Origin of the sequence: Kribbella sp. NBC_00709, assembly GCF_036226565.1 — a bacterium.
GTDB lineage: Bacteria > Actinomycetota > Actinomycetes > Propionibacteriales > Kribbellaceae > Kribbella.
Genome location: NZ_CP108996.1, coordinates 5,089,124 through 5,104,449, shown reverse-complemented (window position 1 = coordinate 5,104,449; position 15,326 = coordinate 5,089,124). Strand labels below are relative to the sequence as shown.

The 15,326-nt window shown below is 68.7% G+C and carries 15 protein-coding genes; 2 read left to right on the top strand and 13 right to left on the bottom strand.

Translation table 11 applies throughout. The features are described 5' to 3' along the window. Positions 1-4 precede the first annotated feature (4 nt). The 10 genes from OHA18_RS25185 to OHA18_RS25140 all read right to left on the bottom strand — a co-directional run bounded on the left by OHA18_RS25185 (position 5) and on the right by OHA18_RS25140 (position 11,533). Positions 5-781, bottom strand: a complete 777-nt coding sequence (locus tag OHA18_RS25185; RefSeq protein ID WP_328997753.1) for an SDR family NAD(P)-dependent oxidoreductase — start codon at positions 779-781, stop codon at positions 5-7. Beyond that, a complete protein-coding gene (locus OHA18_RS25180; RefSeq protein ID WP_328997752.1) occupies positions 778-1,962 on the bottom strand; it encodes a glycine C-acetyltransferase in 1,185 nt (394 codons plus the stop codon). Before OHA18_RS25180 ends, OHA18_RS25185 begins: the two co-directional genes overlap by 4 nt. Continuing rightward, positions 1,959-2,516 carry a cysteine hydrolase family protein gene (locus tag OHA18_RS25175; RefSeq protein WP_328997751.1) on the bottom strand — a complete coding sequence of 186 codons (558 nt, stop codon included), beginning with the start codon at positions 2,514-2,516 and terminating at the stop codon, positions 1,959-1,961. Before OHA18_RS25175 ends, OHA18_RS25180 begins: the two co-directional genes overlap by 4 nt. Next, complete coding sequence (locus tag OHA18_RS25170; RefSeq protein ID WP_328997750.1) at positions 2,513-3,841, bottom strand: MFS transporter; 1,329 nt, start codon at positions 3,839-3,841, stop codon at positions 2,513-2,515. Before OHA18_RS25170 ends, OHA18_RS25175 begins: the two co-directional genes overlap by 4 nt. Then, complete coding sequence (locus tag OHA18_RS25165) at positions 3,838-5,568, bottom strand: hydantoinase B/oxoprolinase family protein (RefSeq protein ID WP_328997749.1); 1,731 nt, start codon at positions 5,566-5,568, stop codon at positions 3,838-3,840. Before OHA18_RS25165 ends, OHA18_RS25170 begins: the two co-directional genes overlap by 4 nt. Beyond that, positions 5,565-7,643, bottom strand: a complete 2,079-nt coding sequence (locus OHA18_RS25160) for a hydantoinase/oxoprolinase family protein (RefSeq protein ID WP_328997748.1) — start codon at positions 7,641-7,643, stop codon at positions 5,565-5,567. The genes OHA18_RS25165 and OHA18_RS25160 overlap by 4 nt, the downstream gene beginning before the upstream one ends. A 79-nt stretch (positions 7,644-7,722) precedes the next feature. After that, positions 7,723-8,133, bottom strand: a complete 411-nt coding sequence (locus OHA18_RS25155) for a hypothetical protein (RefSeq protein ID WP_328997747.1) — start codon at positions 8,131-8,133, stop codon at positions 7,723-7,725. Positions 8,134-8,152: 19 nt separating this feature from the next. Next, positions 8,153-9,448, bottom strand: a complete 1,296-nt coding sequence (locus tag OHA18_RS25150; RefSeq protein WP_328997746.1) for an amidase — start codon at positions 9,446-9,448, stop codon at positions 8,153-8,155. Continuing rightward, positions 9,445-10,617, bottom strand: a complete 1,173-nt coding sequence (locus OHA18_RS25145; protein WP_328997745.1) for a hypothetical protein — start codon at positions 10,615-10,617, stop codon at positions 9,445-9,447. The genes OHA18_RS25150 and OHA18_RS25145 overlap by 4 nt, the downstream gene beginning before the upstream one ends. 4 nt (positions 10,618-10,621) lie before the next feature. Then, entirely contained in the window at positions 10,622-11,533 is a 912-nt protein-coding gene (locus OHA18_RS25140) for a nitrilase family protein (RefSeq protein ID WP_328997744.1), read from the bottom strand. A gap of 118 nt (positions 11,534-11,651) precedes the next feature. On the opposite strand from OHA18_RS25140, the gene OHA18_RS25135 reads away from it, so the two are divergent. Continuing rightward, the gene (locus tag OHA18_RS25135; RefSeq protein ID WP_328997743.1) at positions 11,652-12,113 is read left to right on the top strand and encodes a winged helix-turn-helix transcriptional regulator; all 462 of its coding nucleotides are present in this window, start codon (positions 11,652-11,654) and stop codon (positions 12,111-12,113) included. A 39-nt stretch (positions 12,114-12,152) separates the two neighbouring features. Here the strand turns inward: OHA18_RS25135 and OHA18_RS25130 are convergent, their stop codons facing one another. Next, positions 12,153-12,908: a DUF899 family protein gene (locus tag OHA18_RS25130; RefSeq protein ID WP_328997742.1), complete on the bottom strand. Its 756-nt coding sequence runs from the start codon at positions 12,906-12,908 to the stop codon at positions 12,153-12,155. Between the two features lie 78 nt (positions 12,909-12,986). Between OHA18_RS25130 and OHA18_RS25125 the strand changes: the two genes are divergently transcribed. Beyond that, complete coding sequence (locus OHA18_RS25125) at positions 12,987-13,625, top strand: winged helix-turn-helix transcriptional regulator (RefSeq protein WP_328997741.1); 639 nt, start codon at positions 12,987-12,989, stop codon at positions 13,623-13,625. Positions 13,626-13,635: 10 nt separating this feature from the next. Here the strand turns inward: OHA18_RS25125 and OHA18_RS25120 are convergent, their stop codons facing one another. Continuing rightward, positions 13,636-14,280, bottom strand: coding sequence for a response regulator transcription factor (locus OHA18_RS25120; protein ID WP_328997740.1), 645 nt, complete (start codon positions 14,278-14,280; stop codon positions 13,636-13,638). Further along, the gene (locus OHA18_RS25115) at positions 14,277-15,221 is read right to left on the bottom strand and encodes a sensor histidine kinase (protein WP_328997739.1); all 945 of its coding nucleotides are present in this window, start codon (positions 15,219-15,221) and stop codon (positions 14,277-14,279) included. Before OHA18_RS25115 ends, OHA18_RS25120 begins: the two co-directional genes overlap by 4 nt. Positions 15,222-15,326: the final 105 nt, after the last annotated feature.

Here is a 15,326-nt window from a genome sequence, read left to right as displayed (position 1 = left end):
TCGGTCAGACGATGAGGTCGCCGCCGTTGATGTCGACGGCCGCACCGGTGATGTACGCCGCCCGGTCGGAGGCGAGGAACGCGACGAGCTCGGCGACCTCCCAGGGCTGCCCGACCCGCGGCACCGGGAACGATCGGGTGGCCTTCTCGAGCGACTCCTCCGGCAGCAGCCCGCGAGTCATCGGGGTGTCGATCAGGCCCGGGCAGACGGCGTTCACCGTGACTCCGTCCGGCCCGTATGCCTTCGCCAGGTGCCGGGTGAGCCCGAGGACCCCATGCTTCGCCGTCGTGTAATGGGCGCCTCCGGCCGTGCTGATGGTCTTGCCGGCCGTCGAGGAAAAGTTGACGATCCGCCCCCAGCCACCGCTGCGCATGGCGGGAACCGCCCGCCGGCAGCACAGGAACGTCCCGTTGACGTTGACCGCAAGCACACGGCTCCACTCGTTCTCGGTGATGAACTCGAACGGGGTCGGTGGTGCGACACCGGCCGCGTTCACGAGGATGTCGAGCCCGGGCTGCTCCGCCAGTAGCGACGCGAACGCACGGTCGACCTGATCGCCATCCGTGACGTCCACCGCGACCGGCCGAACCCGATCCGCCGGGAGCGACGCGAGGTCTCCGTCGCCGAGTACTGCGAGATCGAAGACCGCGACCGTCGCGCCGCGGCGGGCCAGCGCGTGCACGGTGGCCAGACCCATACCGCTGGCTCCGCCGGTCACGACCGCGACCCGGCCTTCCAACTCGCGGCTGTCCACGCTGACGGGTGCAGTCAAGATGCTCATGCGCAGTCCACCAACTTGTGCACGCGTTCGAAGGCGGCTGCCGCCTCTTCGAGCTGGCCGGCGGTGTGCGCCGCCGACACCTGGACGCGGATCCGCTCCTCGCCGGCCGGAACGACCGGATAGGACAGGGCGAAGGCGAGCACCCCCTCGTCGCGGAGCGCCATCGCCACATCGCGCGCCAACGATCTGCCCCGCAGCATCACGGGGATGATCGGGTGCTGCCCAGGCAGGACGTCGTACCCGAGGTCGCGCAACGCGTCACGGAACCAGGCGGTGTTGGCGGCGAGGCGCTCGCGCAGGCCGGGACGCCCGCGCGCGATCTGGATCGCCGTCACCGCCGCGGCCGCCAGCGGGGGCGCCATCGCGTTGGTGAAGATGTACGGGCGTGACGCCTGGCGCAGGGTCTCGACAACGGCCCACGACCCGGCCACGAAGCCTCCCGCTCCACCACCCAGCGCCTTGCCGAGCGTCCCCGTCAGTACGTCGACTCCACCCGTCAAGCCGAAGTACTCCGCTGTGCCGGCGCCGGTCGCGCCCAGCACACCGGTGGCATGCGAGTCGTCGACCAGAAGGGCCGCGTCGTAGCTCTGCGCCAACTCGTGGAGTCGAGGCAGGGCAGCGATGTCGCCGTCCATGCTGAAGACGCCGTCGGTGACGATGAGCCGGTGGCGCGCATCCGCGCACTCGGCGAGGCAGCGCTCCAGGTCGGCGAGGTCGCCGTGGGCGAACACGCGCCGCCGCGCGGACGACAGGCGGATCCCGTCGATCAGGCTCGCGTGGTTGAGCTCGTCACTGATGATCGCGTCGTCTCGGCCGAGCAAGGCATCGAAGACACCCAGATTCGCGTCGAAGCAGGAGTTGTAGAGCAAGGCATCCTCGGCTCCGACCAGATCCGCGATGCTCGCCTCGAGCTGGCCGTGGACAGTGCGCGTCCCACAGAGCACGCGTCCGGCGGTGACTCCGAGGCCGTGGTCACGCAGCGCCCGCCGGGCCGACTCGAGCACCTCCGGGTCGCCAGCGATGCCGAGGTAGTCGTTGGAGGCGAGGTTGACCAGCGTCGCTCCGGCCACGCCGAGAGTCGGACCCTGCGGACCCGAGACCACCAGGTCGCGGCGCAGCCCAGTGGTCGTCCGGCGGTCGTCGAGCTCCTGCTGCAGCCGGTCCAGCAGTGTGGCGTTCATGCCTCACCGGGCCAGCCGGAGCACGGCACGACCTCGACTCCCCGGCTCGGGAAGACCATGTCCATGAAGAAGTCGTGCATCGCCTGATCGCCGTCGGCGCATCCGTCCCGCAGGACGGTCAGGTGGTAGCCGCGGTCCGCTGCGTCGTACACGGTGGCGGCCACCATCGCGCTGGTCGCGACTCCGGCGATCACGAGAGTGTCGACGCCGGCGGCCCGCAGTACAAGGTCGAGGTCCGTGCCGGCGAACGCACTGGCACGACGTTTGAGTACGACGACGTCCTCGGCCTCGACCGGCAACGCGACCTCGGTCGAGCCTGTTCCTTCGTGGAAGATGTCGCCGGCATCGAAGAACGACCTGAACAACGCGTTGTCCGGCGGCAGATCCGTCCCGTTGACCCGGAAGGCGAAGTGCACGAACACGACCAGCGCACCGGCGGCACGGGCGCGCGGCAGCAGCTCGGTGAGCGGCGGCACCACCTGCTGGGCGAACGGGAAGTTCCCCGTGATGCCCTGCTGGATGTCGCCGATGATCAGTGCGGTCCTCGAGGTCACGACAATCTCCCGTCCAGGCTCTCCATCCGCCGCCCTACGGTCAGCAGCACAGCCATTCCGCCGATCATGATGATCGCGATGGTCAGCAGCGCGTAGGTGAAGCTGCCGGTCGCGTCCGAGATCCAGCCGGTGATGTACGGGCCGACGAAACCGCTGATGTTGCTGACGGAGTTGATCAGGGCGATCCCGGACGCCGCGGCCGCGTCGGTCAGGCCGATCGCGGGAATCCGCCAGTACTGCGGCATCGCCGTGATGATCCCGGCGACGCTCAGGCAGACCGCGACGACGAACAGCGTCCCGCTGTGCGCAAAGGTTGCCAGCAGCAACCCCACGGCCCCGGTGCCCATCGGTACGAGCGTCGCCGTGACCGCGCTCCGGCGGGCCGCGAAGTGGGCCCAGACGAGCAGGGCGATCGCCGCCACGGCGTACGGGATCGCGGACAGCAGCACGCTGCTCACGTCGGCGGCTCCGCCGATGCCCTTCGTGATGGTGGCGATCATCGTAGGCAGGAAGAACGCCATCGGATACAGGCCGAAGCCGATCGCGAACCAGCAAACGGCCATCGCCCAGACCCGGCCGCTGGTCAGCGCGTCGCGCAGCCCGGTGAGCGCACCGTGCGCCCGCTGCTCGGCAGCCTCGGCGGCCAGGGTGGTCTCGATGGCGGTCTTCTCCTGCTCGTCGAGCCACCCTGCTTGGCGCGGGCGGTCGGGCAGGAAGGCGAAGATCAGGACGCTGACGATGACCGTCAGCACGCCCTCGACCAGGAACAGCGCCCGCCAGTTGGTGATCCCGAGCAACCTCTCCCCCCACTTGAGTACGGCGGCGGCCAGCGGGGAGCCGATGATCGACGACACCGGGATCATCAGGATGAACAGCGACAGTGCCCAGGAGCGCTGCCGGCGTGGGAACCACTTCGTCAGGTAGAGCAGGATCCCGGCGGCGAGGCCCGCTTCGGCGAACCCGAGCAGGAGCCGCGCGACGTACAGCATGGGCGCCGAGTTGACGGCCGCGGTCGCGGCGGTGATCAGTCCCCAGGTGATCATGATCCGGGCGATCCACTTCCGCGCGCCGAACCGTCTCAGCATCATGTTGCTCGGCACCTCGACCAGGACGTAGCCGATGAAGAACAGGCCGGCGGCGAGGCCGAACTGGCTGCCGTCCAGGTGCAGGTCGCGCTTCATCGGTGCGGCGATATAGCCGAGGTTGGCGCGGTCGGTGTAGCTCGCCACGTAGGCGAGGCCGACCAAGGGGATGATCCGGAGGCTGACCTTGCGCCAGGTACGCGGCGCGACGGAATCCTGGGTGACGGCGGCGGTGGTGGTCATCGGGCAAATCCTCGTCGTGAGTCGAGACGGAGCAGGGAGGTTTCGCGGGCGTCGATCACGCCGTCCGCTGTGATCACGACGCCGTAGTCACGTTCGGCTCCCGCATGCGTGACCTTGCCGTCGAGGACGTCTTCGAGGACGCGTTCCGGGTCGCGCTCGAAGGGCAGACCGTGGCCGCCGCCGCCGGCCGTCACGTGCCGGTGGCGGTTTCCCGCGGTCATGACGAAGTGTGGTTTGGACTCCAGCAACCGTTCGTTGTCCCCGTCGGGGTCGAGAATGTTGAGCGAGGGCGTCCCCTGTGCGCCGCCGGCCAGTCCGTAGGGGAGGAACTTCCGGCGGTCCGACCTGATCTGCACGCTGGCCTCGGGCGCCAGCAGCGTCATGTCCCGGAAGGTCGCCAGGCCGCCACGCCAGCGGCCGGCTCCACCCGAGTCCGGGAGATAGCCGTACCCGTCGATGCGGATGTGGCCGGAGATCTCCAGCTCCTCGATCGGAGTGTTGGTCAGGTTGGCGCCCAGCGAGCTGATCCCGTCCACGCCGTCGCGATCGGGCCGGGCACCCCATGCTCCGGACAGCGGATCCCACAGGACGAACGACTCGCCGTCGGGGCCGACGAAGCCGATCGCGATCCCGTCGGGGCCGCCGTCCCCGGCGGCCGGCACGCGGGTGGGGAACACCGGGGCCAGTGCTCCGAGCACCGCGTCGACGAGCCGGAACCCGACCAGGCCGCGGGCCCCGCGCGCGGACGGCCGGCGTCCGTTGAGGATCGAGGCCTCGGGGATGACGAAACTGAACGGCCGGTAGAAGCCGCTGTTGGCCGGGATGTCCGCGGCGAGCATCCCCTGCACAGCGGCGTACGCCGCGGACCGGGTGAACGGCGCCGTCGCGTTCAGCGCGGAGTCGACCTGCGGTGCGGAACCGGTGAAGTCGAATTCGATCCCGGACCCGGACAAGGTCGCCTTGACCCGGAGCGGGATCGGCCCGGAGCCGAGGCCGTCGTCGTCGATGTGGTCGGTGAACTCGTAGGTCCCCGGGGCTGCTTCCGCGAGCGCCGCGCGCAGCAGCGTCTCGGAGTAGTCGAGCAGCTCGTCGATGAGCGATTCGTACCGTTCGACGCCGTGCCGGGCCGCGAGCGCCCGCAGCCCTTCGGCCCCGGTGTGGCAGGCCGCGAGCTGGGACTCGAGGTCGCCGCGGAGCAGCTCGGGCTCGCGGACGTTGCGCAGGATCAGCTGCAGGAACGTGTCGTTCACGGTGCCGGCATCGACCAGCCGCGACGGTGGGATCTGTACCCCTTCGGCGAAGATGCTGGTCGACTGCACCGCCATCGAGCCGGCCGCCCAGCCGCCGACGTCGGTGTGGTTGACGACCGTCACGGAGAAGCCCAGCAGGACGCCCGCGCTGAAGACCGGGGCGACCGCGAAGATGTCAGGCAGGTGCATGCCGCCCAGCGACGGATCGTTGAGCAGGTAGATGTCTCCCGGCCGGACCTGGCCGCCGAACTCGTCGAAGATCGCCTCCATCGCGCCTGGGATGGAGCCCAGGTGCAACGGCAAGGTGTTGGCCTGGGCGATCACCCGGCCCTCGGCGTCGCACAGGGCCGCGGAGAAATCCATGCTAGAGGCAACGAGCTGCGAATGCGCCGTCCGGAGGATCGTGATCGCCATCTCGTCGGCCAGCCCGGTGACGGCGTTGCGGAAGACCTCGAAGGTCACGGCGTCGCGGATCATGCCGCACTCCAGGTGATGACGATGTTGTTGAACGCATCCAGATGCACCCAGGCGCCGGGCGGGACGAGCGTCGTGGCGTCCATGTCCTCGATGATCATCGGCCCTTCGACCGGCGCGGCGCCGAGCTCGGACCGTCCCACCACCGGCGTGGTCACGGTCTCGCCGAAGCGGCATTCACGGGTACTGCGCTCATGGCCGTCGGGATCGGGCCGACTCAGCACCTCCTCGATCGACACCGGGGTGAGCAGCCGGCCGCGAACCCGGAGGTTGACGAACTCGACCAGGTCATCGGTCCCGGCCCGGCCGTACGTACGCTCGTGCTCGGCGTGGTACCGGGCCCGTACTTCGGTGAGCAGGTCGTCGGTGAGCTCGCCGTCGGGCACCCGGATCCGTAGCTCGAACCGCTGACCGTGGTACCGCATGTCCAGCAGCCGATCCACGACCGCATCCGCGCCCAGTTCGCCGCTGACCTTCGCGGCAAGCTGTTCGAACTCCGCGGCCAGCGCCTTCACGTCCGCGAACCCGGACCGGTACGGCGTGAGCTCGTGGCGCTCGGTGTCGGCGACGAGGAGGCCGAGACTGCTGAACAGGCCCGGGTACTCCGGCACGATCACGGTCGAGATCCCGAGCTCGCGGGCCAGCGAGGCGGCGTACAGCGGACCGGCGCCGCCGAACGCGACCATCGTGGCCTCGCGCGGGTCCCGGCCGCGTTCGCTGGTCACGGCCTTGACCGCGGTCGTCATGCTCGACACCGCCACCTGGTACGCACCGCGCGCCGTCTCCGGCACCTCGGCTCCGAGCTGGTCGGCGACCACCGACAACGCCTTCGCCGCCAGGTCGGAGTGGATCGCAACGCGCCCGCCGGCCAGGGATCGCGGGCTGAGATATCCCAGCATCACGTTGGCGTCGGTCAGCGTCGGCAGTTCACCACCCTGCCCGTAACAGGCCGGTCCGGGAATCGACCCAGCGCTGGCAGGTCCGACATGGAGAGCACCCGCGGCGTCCACAGAGATGATGCTGCCACCGCCGGAGCCGACCTCGGCGATGTCGATCGACGGCGTACGGACCGGATAGCCGGCGCCGGAACTGAGGCCCCGGGCAACATTCATCCCGCCGCCGACCTCGTAGTCGGCCGACACGAACGGTTCGCCGTGCTCGATCAGCGACGCCTTCGCCGTCGTACCGCCCATGTCGAAGGCGACCACGCTGGACAGGCCGATCAGCTGCGCGAGCTTCTGTACGGCGGTGACGCCCGCCGCGGGACCGGACTCGATGATCTGCACCGGTCGTTGCGCGACCGAGGCCGCGTCGAGCAACCCCCCGCTGGACTGCATGACGAGCAGCGGAGCGCTCACCTCGACCGCCCGCAGTCCTGCCTCCAGCCGGGTGAGGTAACCGTGCACGGCCGGGCCGACATAGGCGTTGACCGTCGCGGTGCTCGTGCGCTCGAACTCCTGCAACTGTGGGGAAACATCGACCGACGCGGTGACGAATACATCGGTCAGCTCGGCGCGCAGCAGCTCGGCGACCCGCCGCTCCTCGTCAGGGCGCAGGTAGGAGTTGATCAGGCAGACAGCCACCGCTTCGATCCCGTCGGCGCGCAACTGCGCGGCCAACGCGCGGACCTCGTCCTCGGCGGCCGCTGGTTCGAGACGTCCTGCGGCCGTGATCCGCTGGTCGAGCTCATAGCGGTTCCGCCGCCGGGCCAGCGGCGTGGGCTTGGACCACGACAGGTCGTACAGCACCGGCCGGCGGAGGCGTCCGAGCTCCAGTACGTCGCGGAAGCCGCGGGTGGTAACCACGGCGGTGCGGGCGCCGTTCATGGCCAGGATCGCGTTGGTCGCCACGGTCGTGCCGTGCAGCATCGCGATCACCGCGTCCGGCCGAACCCCGGCGGAGGACAGTACGTCGGTCGTCGCCGCCACCACGCCTGCGCCGTAGTCAGGCGGGGTGGACGGGACCTTCATCGGAACGACTTCGCCGGCCGGGCCGAGCGCGATCACATCGGTGAAGGTCCCACCGATATCGGCGCCGACCCGCCAGCCGGCCGGTCGAGGTTCGGGAGTCGGAGGCACTGAGATCTCCTTCGCTGAACGAAGCAACTGGGATCACAGTAAGAGCCTCTTAAGATATCAGCAAGACCTAGTTGCTGTTTTACATTGGATCGGCATCGCTTCGTTCGTCCCCGGACCAGTTCTGGTTGAAGCCGCCGAGGTGCGGGTGGTACATGTCGTCGCCGTCGTGCTGGGTGAACTCGACCTTCAGCCAGCGCGGATCGAGTGCGAACGTCTCCGCGCAGGCCTCGATCAGAGATTTCGCCAGCAGGGCACGGGTTTCGGCCGGGCGGCCCTTCCGGATGTCGCACATGATCAGCGCGGACGGAGTGGGTGGGCCGGACTCGTGGCATCGCCACACGCCGCCGCGGCCGAGGTCGTGGATCGCGACGGTGAGCAGATCCTTCCCGACCTGCATGATGTCCCCGTAAATAGCGCCGATGCGCGCTGCGAACGCCTGTTTGGTGTCCTCGTCGGCAACCAGTGGCAGGTCGACCTGGATCGATGGCATGGGATTCCCTTCGGGTTTGTCAGTACTTCGTGGTCTCGAGGGCCCGGGCGGCAGCGAAGAGAAGCGCTTCGTTGCCCGGCGCCGTGACGAGTTGGACGGCGATCGGCAGCCCGTCCAGCCGGCCGGCGGGCACGCTGATCGCCGGCGAACCGGTCATGTTCCACGGACTGGTCAGTGAAAGCAGTGCCGACCGCACTTCGAGGTCGGTGCCGTCGACCGACACGCTGCGATCGCCGATCGGTGGCGCCACGAACGGCACGGTCGGCAGGGCCAGCACGTCGTAGATCGACAGCAACTCGCCGACCTTGACGAGTAGCTCGTCGCGGACGATCTCCGCCTGGGCATACCGCCGATCAGAGATCGCACGACCCTTGTGAAGTCGCGCGAGCACCTCTGGATCGATGAGGTCCTCGTCCGCGGCCAGGTGATGCTTGTGGACCTCGAACGCTTCCTTGCCCTGAAGAGCCGAGAAGGCCTCGAACAGTTCCCACTTGGAGAACCCGTCGACGACCTCGACATCGAAGACCCTGTTGACCAGCTCCCGAGTCAGCTTCTCGATCCGCGAATCCGTCGCGGCAATCGACGGAATCCAACCGACCGAAGGGTGCTCACCGGCAGCGGCCGGAGGAGCGATGTCGCTCAAAGCCCGGTATCCGATCAGAGCGTCCTCGGAGGTGGCCGCGAAGACTCCAACATGGTCCAGCGACGGAGCCAACGGATAGACGCCCGCACTCGAGATGGCGTCGTACGCCGGTTTGAACCCGACCACGCCGCACAGCGCCGCAGGAACTCTGACCGAGCCGGCTGTGTCCGTCCCCAGTGCGAGCGGCACCATTCCGGCGGCGACCGCGACGGCACTGCCTCCGCTGCTGCCGCCGGACATCCTGCTGGGATCGTGCGGGTTGCGCGAGGCACCGTGCACGGATCGATCGCCGGTCGCGCCGTACGCGAACTCGTGCAGCGTCGTCTTGCCGATGATCACGGCCCCGGCTTCCCGCAACCGCCGTACGACCTCCGCGTCCTCCGTCGCGATGCCTCCGAAGGACGCGGCCGATCCGCACGTGGTCGGCAGACCGGCCAGGTCGATGAGGTCCTTCACCGCCACCGGAACGCCGTGCAACGGTCCCAGATCGATGCCCGCGGCAAGTTGTTCGTCGGCGGCGCGCGCCGCCGCGGCGGCGCCTTGGTCGTCGATCAGGGCGAACGCGTTGAGGGTGGGGTTGAGTTCGCGGGTACGGCGGATCGCCGTGTCGGCCAACTCGCCGGCGGAGATCGCTCCTCGACGGAGGGCTCGGCCGATTTCGGTGATGTTCATGAGGCGAATCCCGGGACGAAGCGGAGGACGGCAACGATCAGCGCCGTGCAGATGCTCATCGAGGCGACGTTGCCGAGGAACGGATGGAAGGTCTTCGGCAGCCGGGCCGAGATCGCTGCCGCCACCGGCGGGGCGATCAGCGCGCCGGCCAGTGCCCCGACCACGACGGACTGCACGCTGCCGCCGAACGCGAGGACGGTAGCCGGCGCCACGGAAACGACCGGGACGAAGGTCGGATAGAAACCGCGCGCCAGCCAGCGTTTGCGCCAAATGATCACACCGACGACCGCAGTGAGGACCTGGGCGGCGAGCACCGACACGAACAGGCCGGATCCGTACGCCGTGCTGGACGCATTCATCAGGTGCGCGACGACGGCCCCGAGGATCAGCGCCGTACTCGCCCACTCGTTGCCGAAGAACTGCGCCTCCGAGAAGTCGGCCAGCGCACGGCGAGGCACCCAGAGGAACGCAGGCCCGGCGTGGGCCGGCGTTCGATCAGGCCGCCAAGCGCCCGCAGTCGGCATCCACGGGAGGCGGCTGCAGACCCAGAAGGCAACCGTTGCACCGAGCCACATCCCGGTCGTGGCACCGACCACCGGCGGCAGCTCGAGTGGGTTGCAGATGTGGTCGACGGCGAGGATCGCGATGGGTGGAGTCAGCAAGGCACCCAGTACGGCAGCCGACAGCCCCACTCTCCATCCAGGCCCGTAGAGGACCACGATCGCCGGAGCGACCGAGACCAGCGGAACGAACAACGGCCGCCAGCTGTCAGGAGCGAGGCTCCAGCCCCAGGCGAGGTTGCCCAGCAGCAGACTGAGGAGCGCGCTTCCGGCGGCCCACGGCCACGCCCCGGTCCCGCATGCCTGGACGAAACCCTGATATCGCCACGACCTCCGATCGGCGACATGGCCGGCCAGACCGCCGAGCAGCAGCAACGCCCCGGCCGGAGCAACGGCGTAGAACTGCGGCTCGCTGATGGATCCGACCAGCCAGGACGAGAGCTGACCGAGATCGGCGTAGTCGCCGCTCCACGGCTGCCAGGCCCCGAGTTGCGCAAAGGTCCAGCCGACGAGCGCCGCCAGCAGAACGACGACGATGGTGATCCCAGCGCCCAGGTAGGCGATCCTCCGCGAGCCGGCGACTCCGGTCGTACTGCGGATTGTCGTCATCACGTCACCTCGGCAACGGCGAGCGATCGGTGTACCCGAGCATCTGGTCGTACAGGTCGGTGCGGCGGTCGCGGTGAAGATCGTTCAGCTGGTTCCAGATCGGAGCCGTCCGCGCGGCGGTCAGATCGATGTCCGCGTAGATCACGGTGTCCTCGTCCGGGCCGGCGATCCGGTCGATCGGCCATCCGTTCGTCCCGGCGATCAGCGAGTTGCCCATGAACCCGGCGCCGCGCTCCTGGCCGATCCGGTCCGCGGTGGCGATGAAGACGTTGTTGGCGTGGGCCGCCGTCATGGTCAGGTACGCCGCCATGCACACACCGCTCGCGTCGTACAGGGGTGGTGGCGTCCACACCCAGCCGGTCGGGATGCAGATGATGTCCGCACCCATCTGGGCCACGATCCGCGCGGTCTCCGGGAACCAGATGTCCCAGCAGACGAGCAGTCCGATCCGGCCGATCTTGGTGTCGAACACCGAGAACCCTTCATTACCAGGGGTGAACCACAGTTTCTCGGTGTTCCACAGGTGCGTCTTCCGGTACCGGCCGATGTATCCGTCCGGCCCGACCAGTACGGCAGTGTCGTACAGCCTCACGCCGTCGCGCTCGACCACGCAACCGACGACGTACAGGTTCCGCGCGGCGGCGATCCGCGCGAAGGACTCCACGGTCGGACCGTCCGGCACCGATTCGGCGTGGGCGTAGGCCTCCTCGCGAGTCTCGAAGACGTACCCGGTGGTCGCGAGCTCGGGCAGCACGACCAGGCCGGCCCCCGCGTCTGCCGCCTCGTTCAGCCGCTGCTCGACCGCCAGCGCGTTGGCCTTGAGGTTCTCGACCCCGACCCGCGGCTCGAACTGCACGACCGCGACCCGCACCGGGCTCACCCTCGGGTCCGCGTTCTCCTGCGCCTGTGTCGTCATGACATGGCCTCCTCTGGGAATCTGGTTTTAAGTTGAAACCAAATGGAGCCTAAGAGATCCGGTTTATACTTGCAACCACTTGGCGCGGAAGAGTCCGGCCGGACCGAAGGGGATGTCGATGCCGCAGCGCGTGACGCACGAGGGAGCGGAGTGCCCGGTCGCGCGGACGGTCGACGTGATCGGGGACCGCTGGTCGCTGCTGATCGTCCGGGACGCGTTCGACGGCATCAGCCGGTTCAGCGAGTTCCAGCGGAACCTCGGCCTGGCGAAGAACATCCTGTCGTCACGCCTGCGCGAACTCGTCGCGCACGACATCCTCGAGGTCGTCCCGGCCGCGGACGGGAGCGCGTATCACGAGTACGCGTTGACCGCGAAGGGTCGCGACCTCTTCGTCATCCTGGTCAGCCTGCGCCAGTGGGGCGAGGACCATCTCTTCGAGGACGCCGAACAGCACTCGACCCTACTCGACACCAAGACCGGCAAACCGCTGCGAAGACTGCAGGTCAAGGACGCCGCCGGCCACGTCGTCAACTCCACCGAAGCCTTCGTCCGCAAGGTCGAAACGAACAGCGAGACCTGAGCCCACGGCCGGCGGCTGCCTCGTCCTGGCGATCCGGCGTCAGTGGCAGTCGTGCTCGCCGACAGCAGGCTCGGCGGAGCCCAGGTCGTCGTCACGTCCGGCGGCGAGCCGCGACCACTGCGATGTCGGCCGGCCGTCGAGCCGGAACTGGTCGCCGTCGGTCCGGAACCGCTGCGGCCAGCCTTCCGGCGAGTCCTCCCACTGCTCCTGGCGGCCGTACACGGTCAGGTCGAGCACGCCGTACGACGGCGCCATCGCCTCCACGCCCCGCCCGGTGGTCCAGTAGGTCTCGAACACCCGGTCACCCTGCCGCAGGTAGCAGACCTTCATCCCGAACGCGCGCCCGGCAACGAGGGCATCACGCGACTCAGCCGGCACCGAATACCAAGGCGCCTCCCAACCCATGAAGTCGCGATAGCGCGACGACTCCTCAAAAGGCCCCTGACAGAAGACCGCGAACGTCACGTCGCGCGAGTGCAGGTAAGACAGCTCGAGCACCTGCCCGGTGAAGAACGTGCAGCCCTCGCACTGGTCGGCGGCCGGGCTACCCGTGTGCCACATGTGGTACGACGCGAACAGCTGACTCCTCCCCTCGAAAACGTCGAGCAGCGGCACCGGACCGTCGGCACCGATCACCTGGACGTTCGCGTCGACCTCGACCATCGGCATCCGCCGACGGGCCGCGGCGATCGCATCACCCTCGCGGGTGTGCGCCTTCTCGCGGAGCCGGAGCTCGTCGAGCTCGTGCTGCCACGTCTCGCGATCCGTGAGCGGGGGTCCTGCTTGCGTGGACATGAATCCTCCTCCGATTGATTGCTATGAGGCTAATAGCGACTACTATGATCGAGCAAGTAACTTCGAGAGGGGTGTTCCATGCCGACCCAGCGGGGCTACCGGCAGGCCTGCGGCATCGCGCGCGGGCTCGATCTTGTCGGCGAGCGGTGGTCGCTGCTGGTTGTGCGCGAGCTGCTGCTCGGGCCGAAACGGTTCACCGATCTCCAACAGGCGCTGCCGACCGCCAGCCCGAACGCATTGTCGGACCGGCTGCGCGAGCTCGCCGACGCAGGCGTCGTACGCCGTCGTCAGCTGCCCGCGCCAAGCAATGCGCGGGTGTACGAGCTGACCACCTGGGGCCGCGAACTCGAGCCGATCGTCGTCGCGCTCGGCACCTGGGCACTGGCCGCCCCGCCGACCGCGGAACAGGTCTTCGTGAGCGTGGACAGCGCGATGCTCACCATCCGCACCTACTTCGTGCCCACACCGAAGCAGCCCGAGATGACAATCCGGATCGAGCTGCGCGACCACGGCCCGGCCGGAGTCTTCGGCGTACACCTCACTCAGTCCGGCGCCGAGGTCACCCATGAGCCACCCGAAGAGCCGGACGCCCAGCTGGTCACTACGACCGAAGCCCTCCTGGCTGCTTTCGGCGAGAACGACCTGGCTCACGCAGCCGAGATCACCGGCAATCCCAAGATCGTGCGCCACCTGACAGCAAACGTGCACGTCCCGTGATTGAGGTCCGTCAGGGTTCGATCAGGCCTGCGCGGATGGCGTAGCGGGTCAGTTCGGTGCGGTCGCGCATGCCGAGCTTCTGCAAGATGTTGGCCCGGTGCCGTTCGACGGTTTTGAGGCTGATGGTGAGGATGCGCGCGATCTCCTTCGACGGATGGCCCTCGGCGATCAGCTTGACCACCTCGTCCTCGCGGGCGGTGAGGACCTGACCCGGGACGCGCTCGCCCCGCCGTACCCGCTCGAGGTAGTCGCGTACGAGCGTGCTCATCACCCCCGGGTACAGGAACGACTCCCCGCGGCCGGCGGCGCGGCATGCGTCCACGAGGTCGCGGTCGGCGACCGACTTCAGCACGTACCCGCTGGCGCCCGCCTTGAGCGCGGCGAAGAAGTACTGCTCGTTGTCGTACATCGACAGCATCAGCATGCGTGGCGGCTCGCGCCGGCGGGACAACTCGCGTGCGGCCTGCAACCCCGTCATCCGTGGCATCGCGACGTCGAGCACCGCGAGATCGATGTCGGTGGTGCGGAACGCTTCGAGCGCCTCGGCGCCGTCGCCGGCCTCGGCGACCACCTGCAGATCCGGCTCGCTGTCGAGGATCAGCCGTACGCCGCGGCGCACCAGGGCATGGTCATCGGCCAGCAGGATCCTGATCATCGCCCCGCCTCCAACGGGACCGTCAGGCGCACCGCCGTACCGGACTCCCCCGGGCCGACCGTCAGTTCTGCCCCGATCAGCAAGGCCCGCTCGCGCATGCCGTGGATTCCGGTGCCTTCCTCGGCCCCACGCAAACCTGTCCCGTCGTCCTCGACCGCGAGAATGACGGCCATGCCCTGTCGTTGCAGCGAAAGCCGCACGGTACGGGCGTTCGAGTGGCGCGCCGCGTTCGTGAGCGCTTCCTGGGCGACCCGATAGATCACCAGCTCCCGCTCCGATCCGAGTTCGGGCAGACCGGGTGACGTGGCTCGGCGGACGTGCATGCCGTGCGACGAGAAGTCAGTCGCGAGCGAAGCCAAAGCGCTCTGCAGTCCCAGGTCCTCCAGCACTCCCGGCCGCAGCCGGCGAGCCACGCCGCCAACCTCGTCGAGCGTCGCCCGCGCAGTCTCCTGCACCTCCATGAGCTGCAGTTGCACGGCCGCGGGCACGCCCGACGACAGCTGCTTGAGACCGAGCAGGACGGCGGTCAGCCCCTGCCCGATCTCGTCGTGCAGCTCACGCGCGATCCGGTGCCGCTCGGCCTCCTGAGCGGCCAGCGCCTTCGCGTTACTCCTGCCGCGTTCGGTCTCGAGCCGCTCGAGCATCGCGTTGAACCCCCGCACCAGTTGCCCGACCGCGCCCGTTCCCGACTCGGGCAGCCTGCGTCCCGGCCGCTGGAGATCGACCGTGTCCATCAACCGGATCAGCCGATCCAGCGGCGCCAGACTCGTCCGCAGCAGCACCGAGTTCAGCACGACGATGCCGACCAGGCCGAGCACCAGAACCACGGCCTCCGAGACCAGCACGGTCGCCGACACCGTCACCGGGGCCAGCGCCAGCGCGGCGGTCCCGACCACGAAGACCAGTCCGTTGATCAGGCAAACCCGCCAGTACAAAGGCATTCCGGCTCCCGTCTTCATCTGTCCAGCCTCCATCACCACGTTCGACGATGTCCATGACAGGGGGCGAATGTGGGTGTTAGCACTCATTCCGCCCCCAGGGTCCGG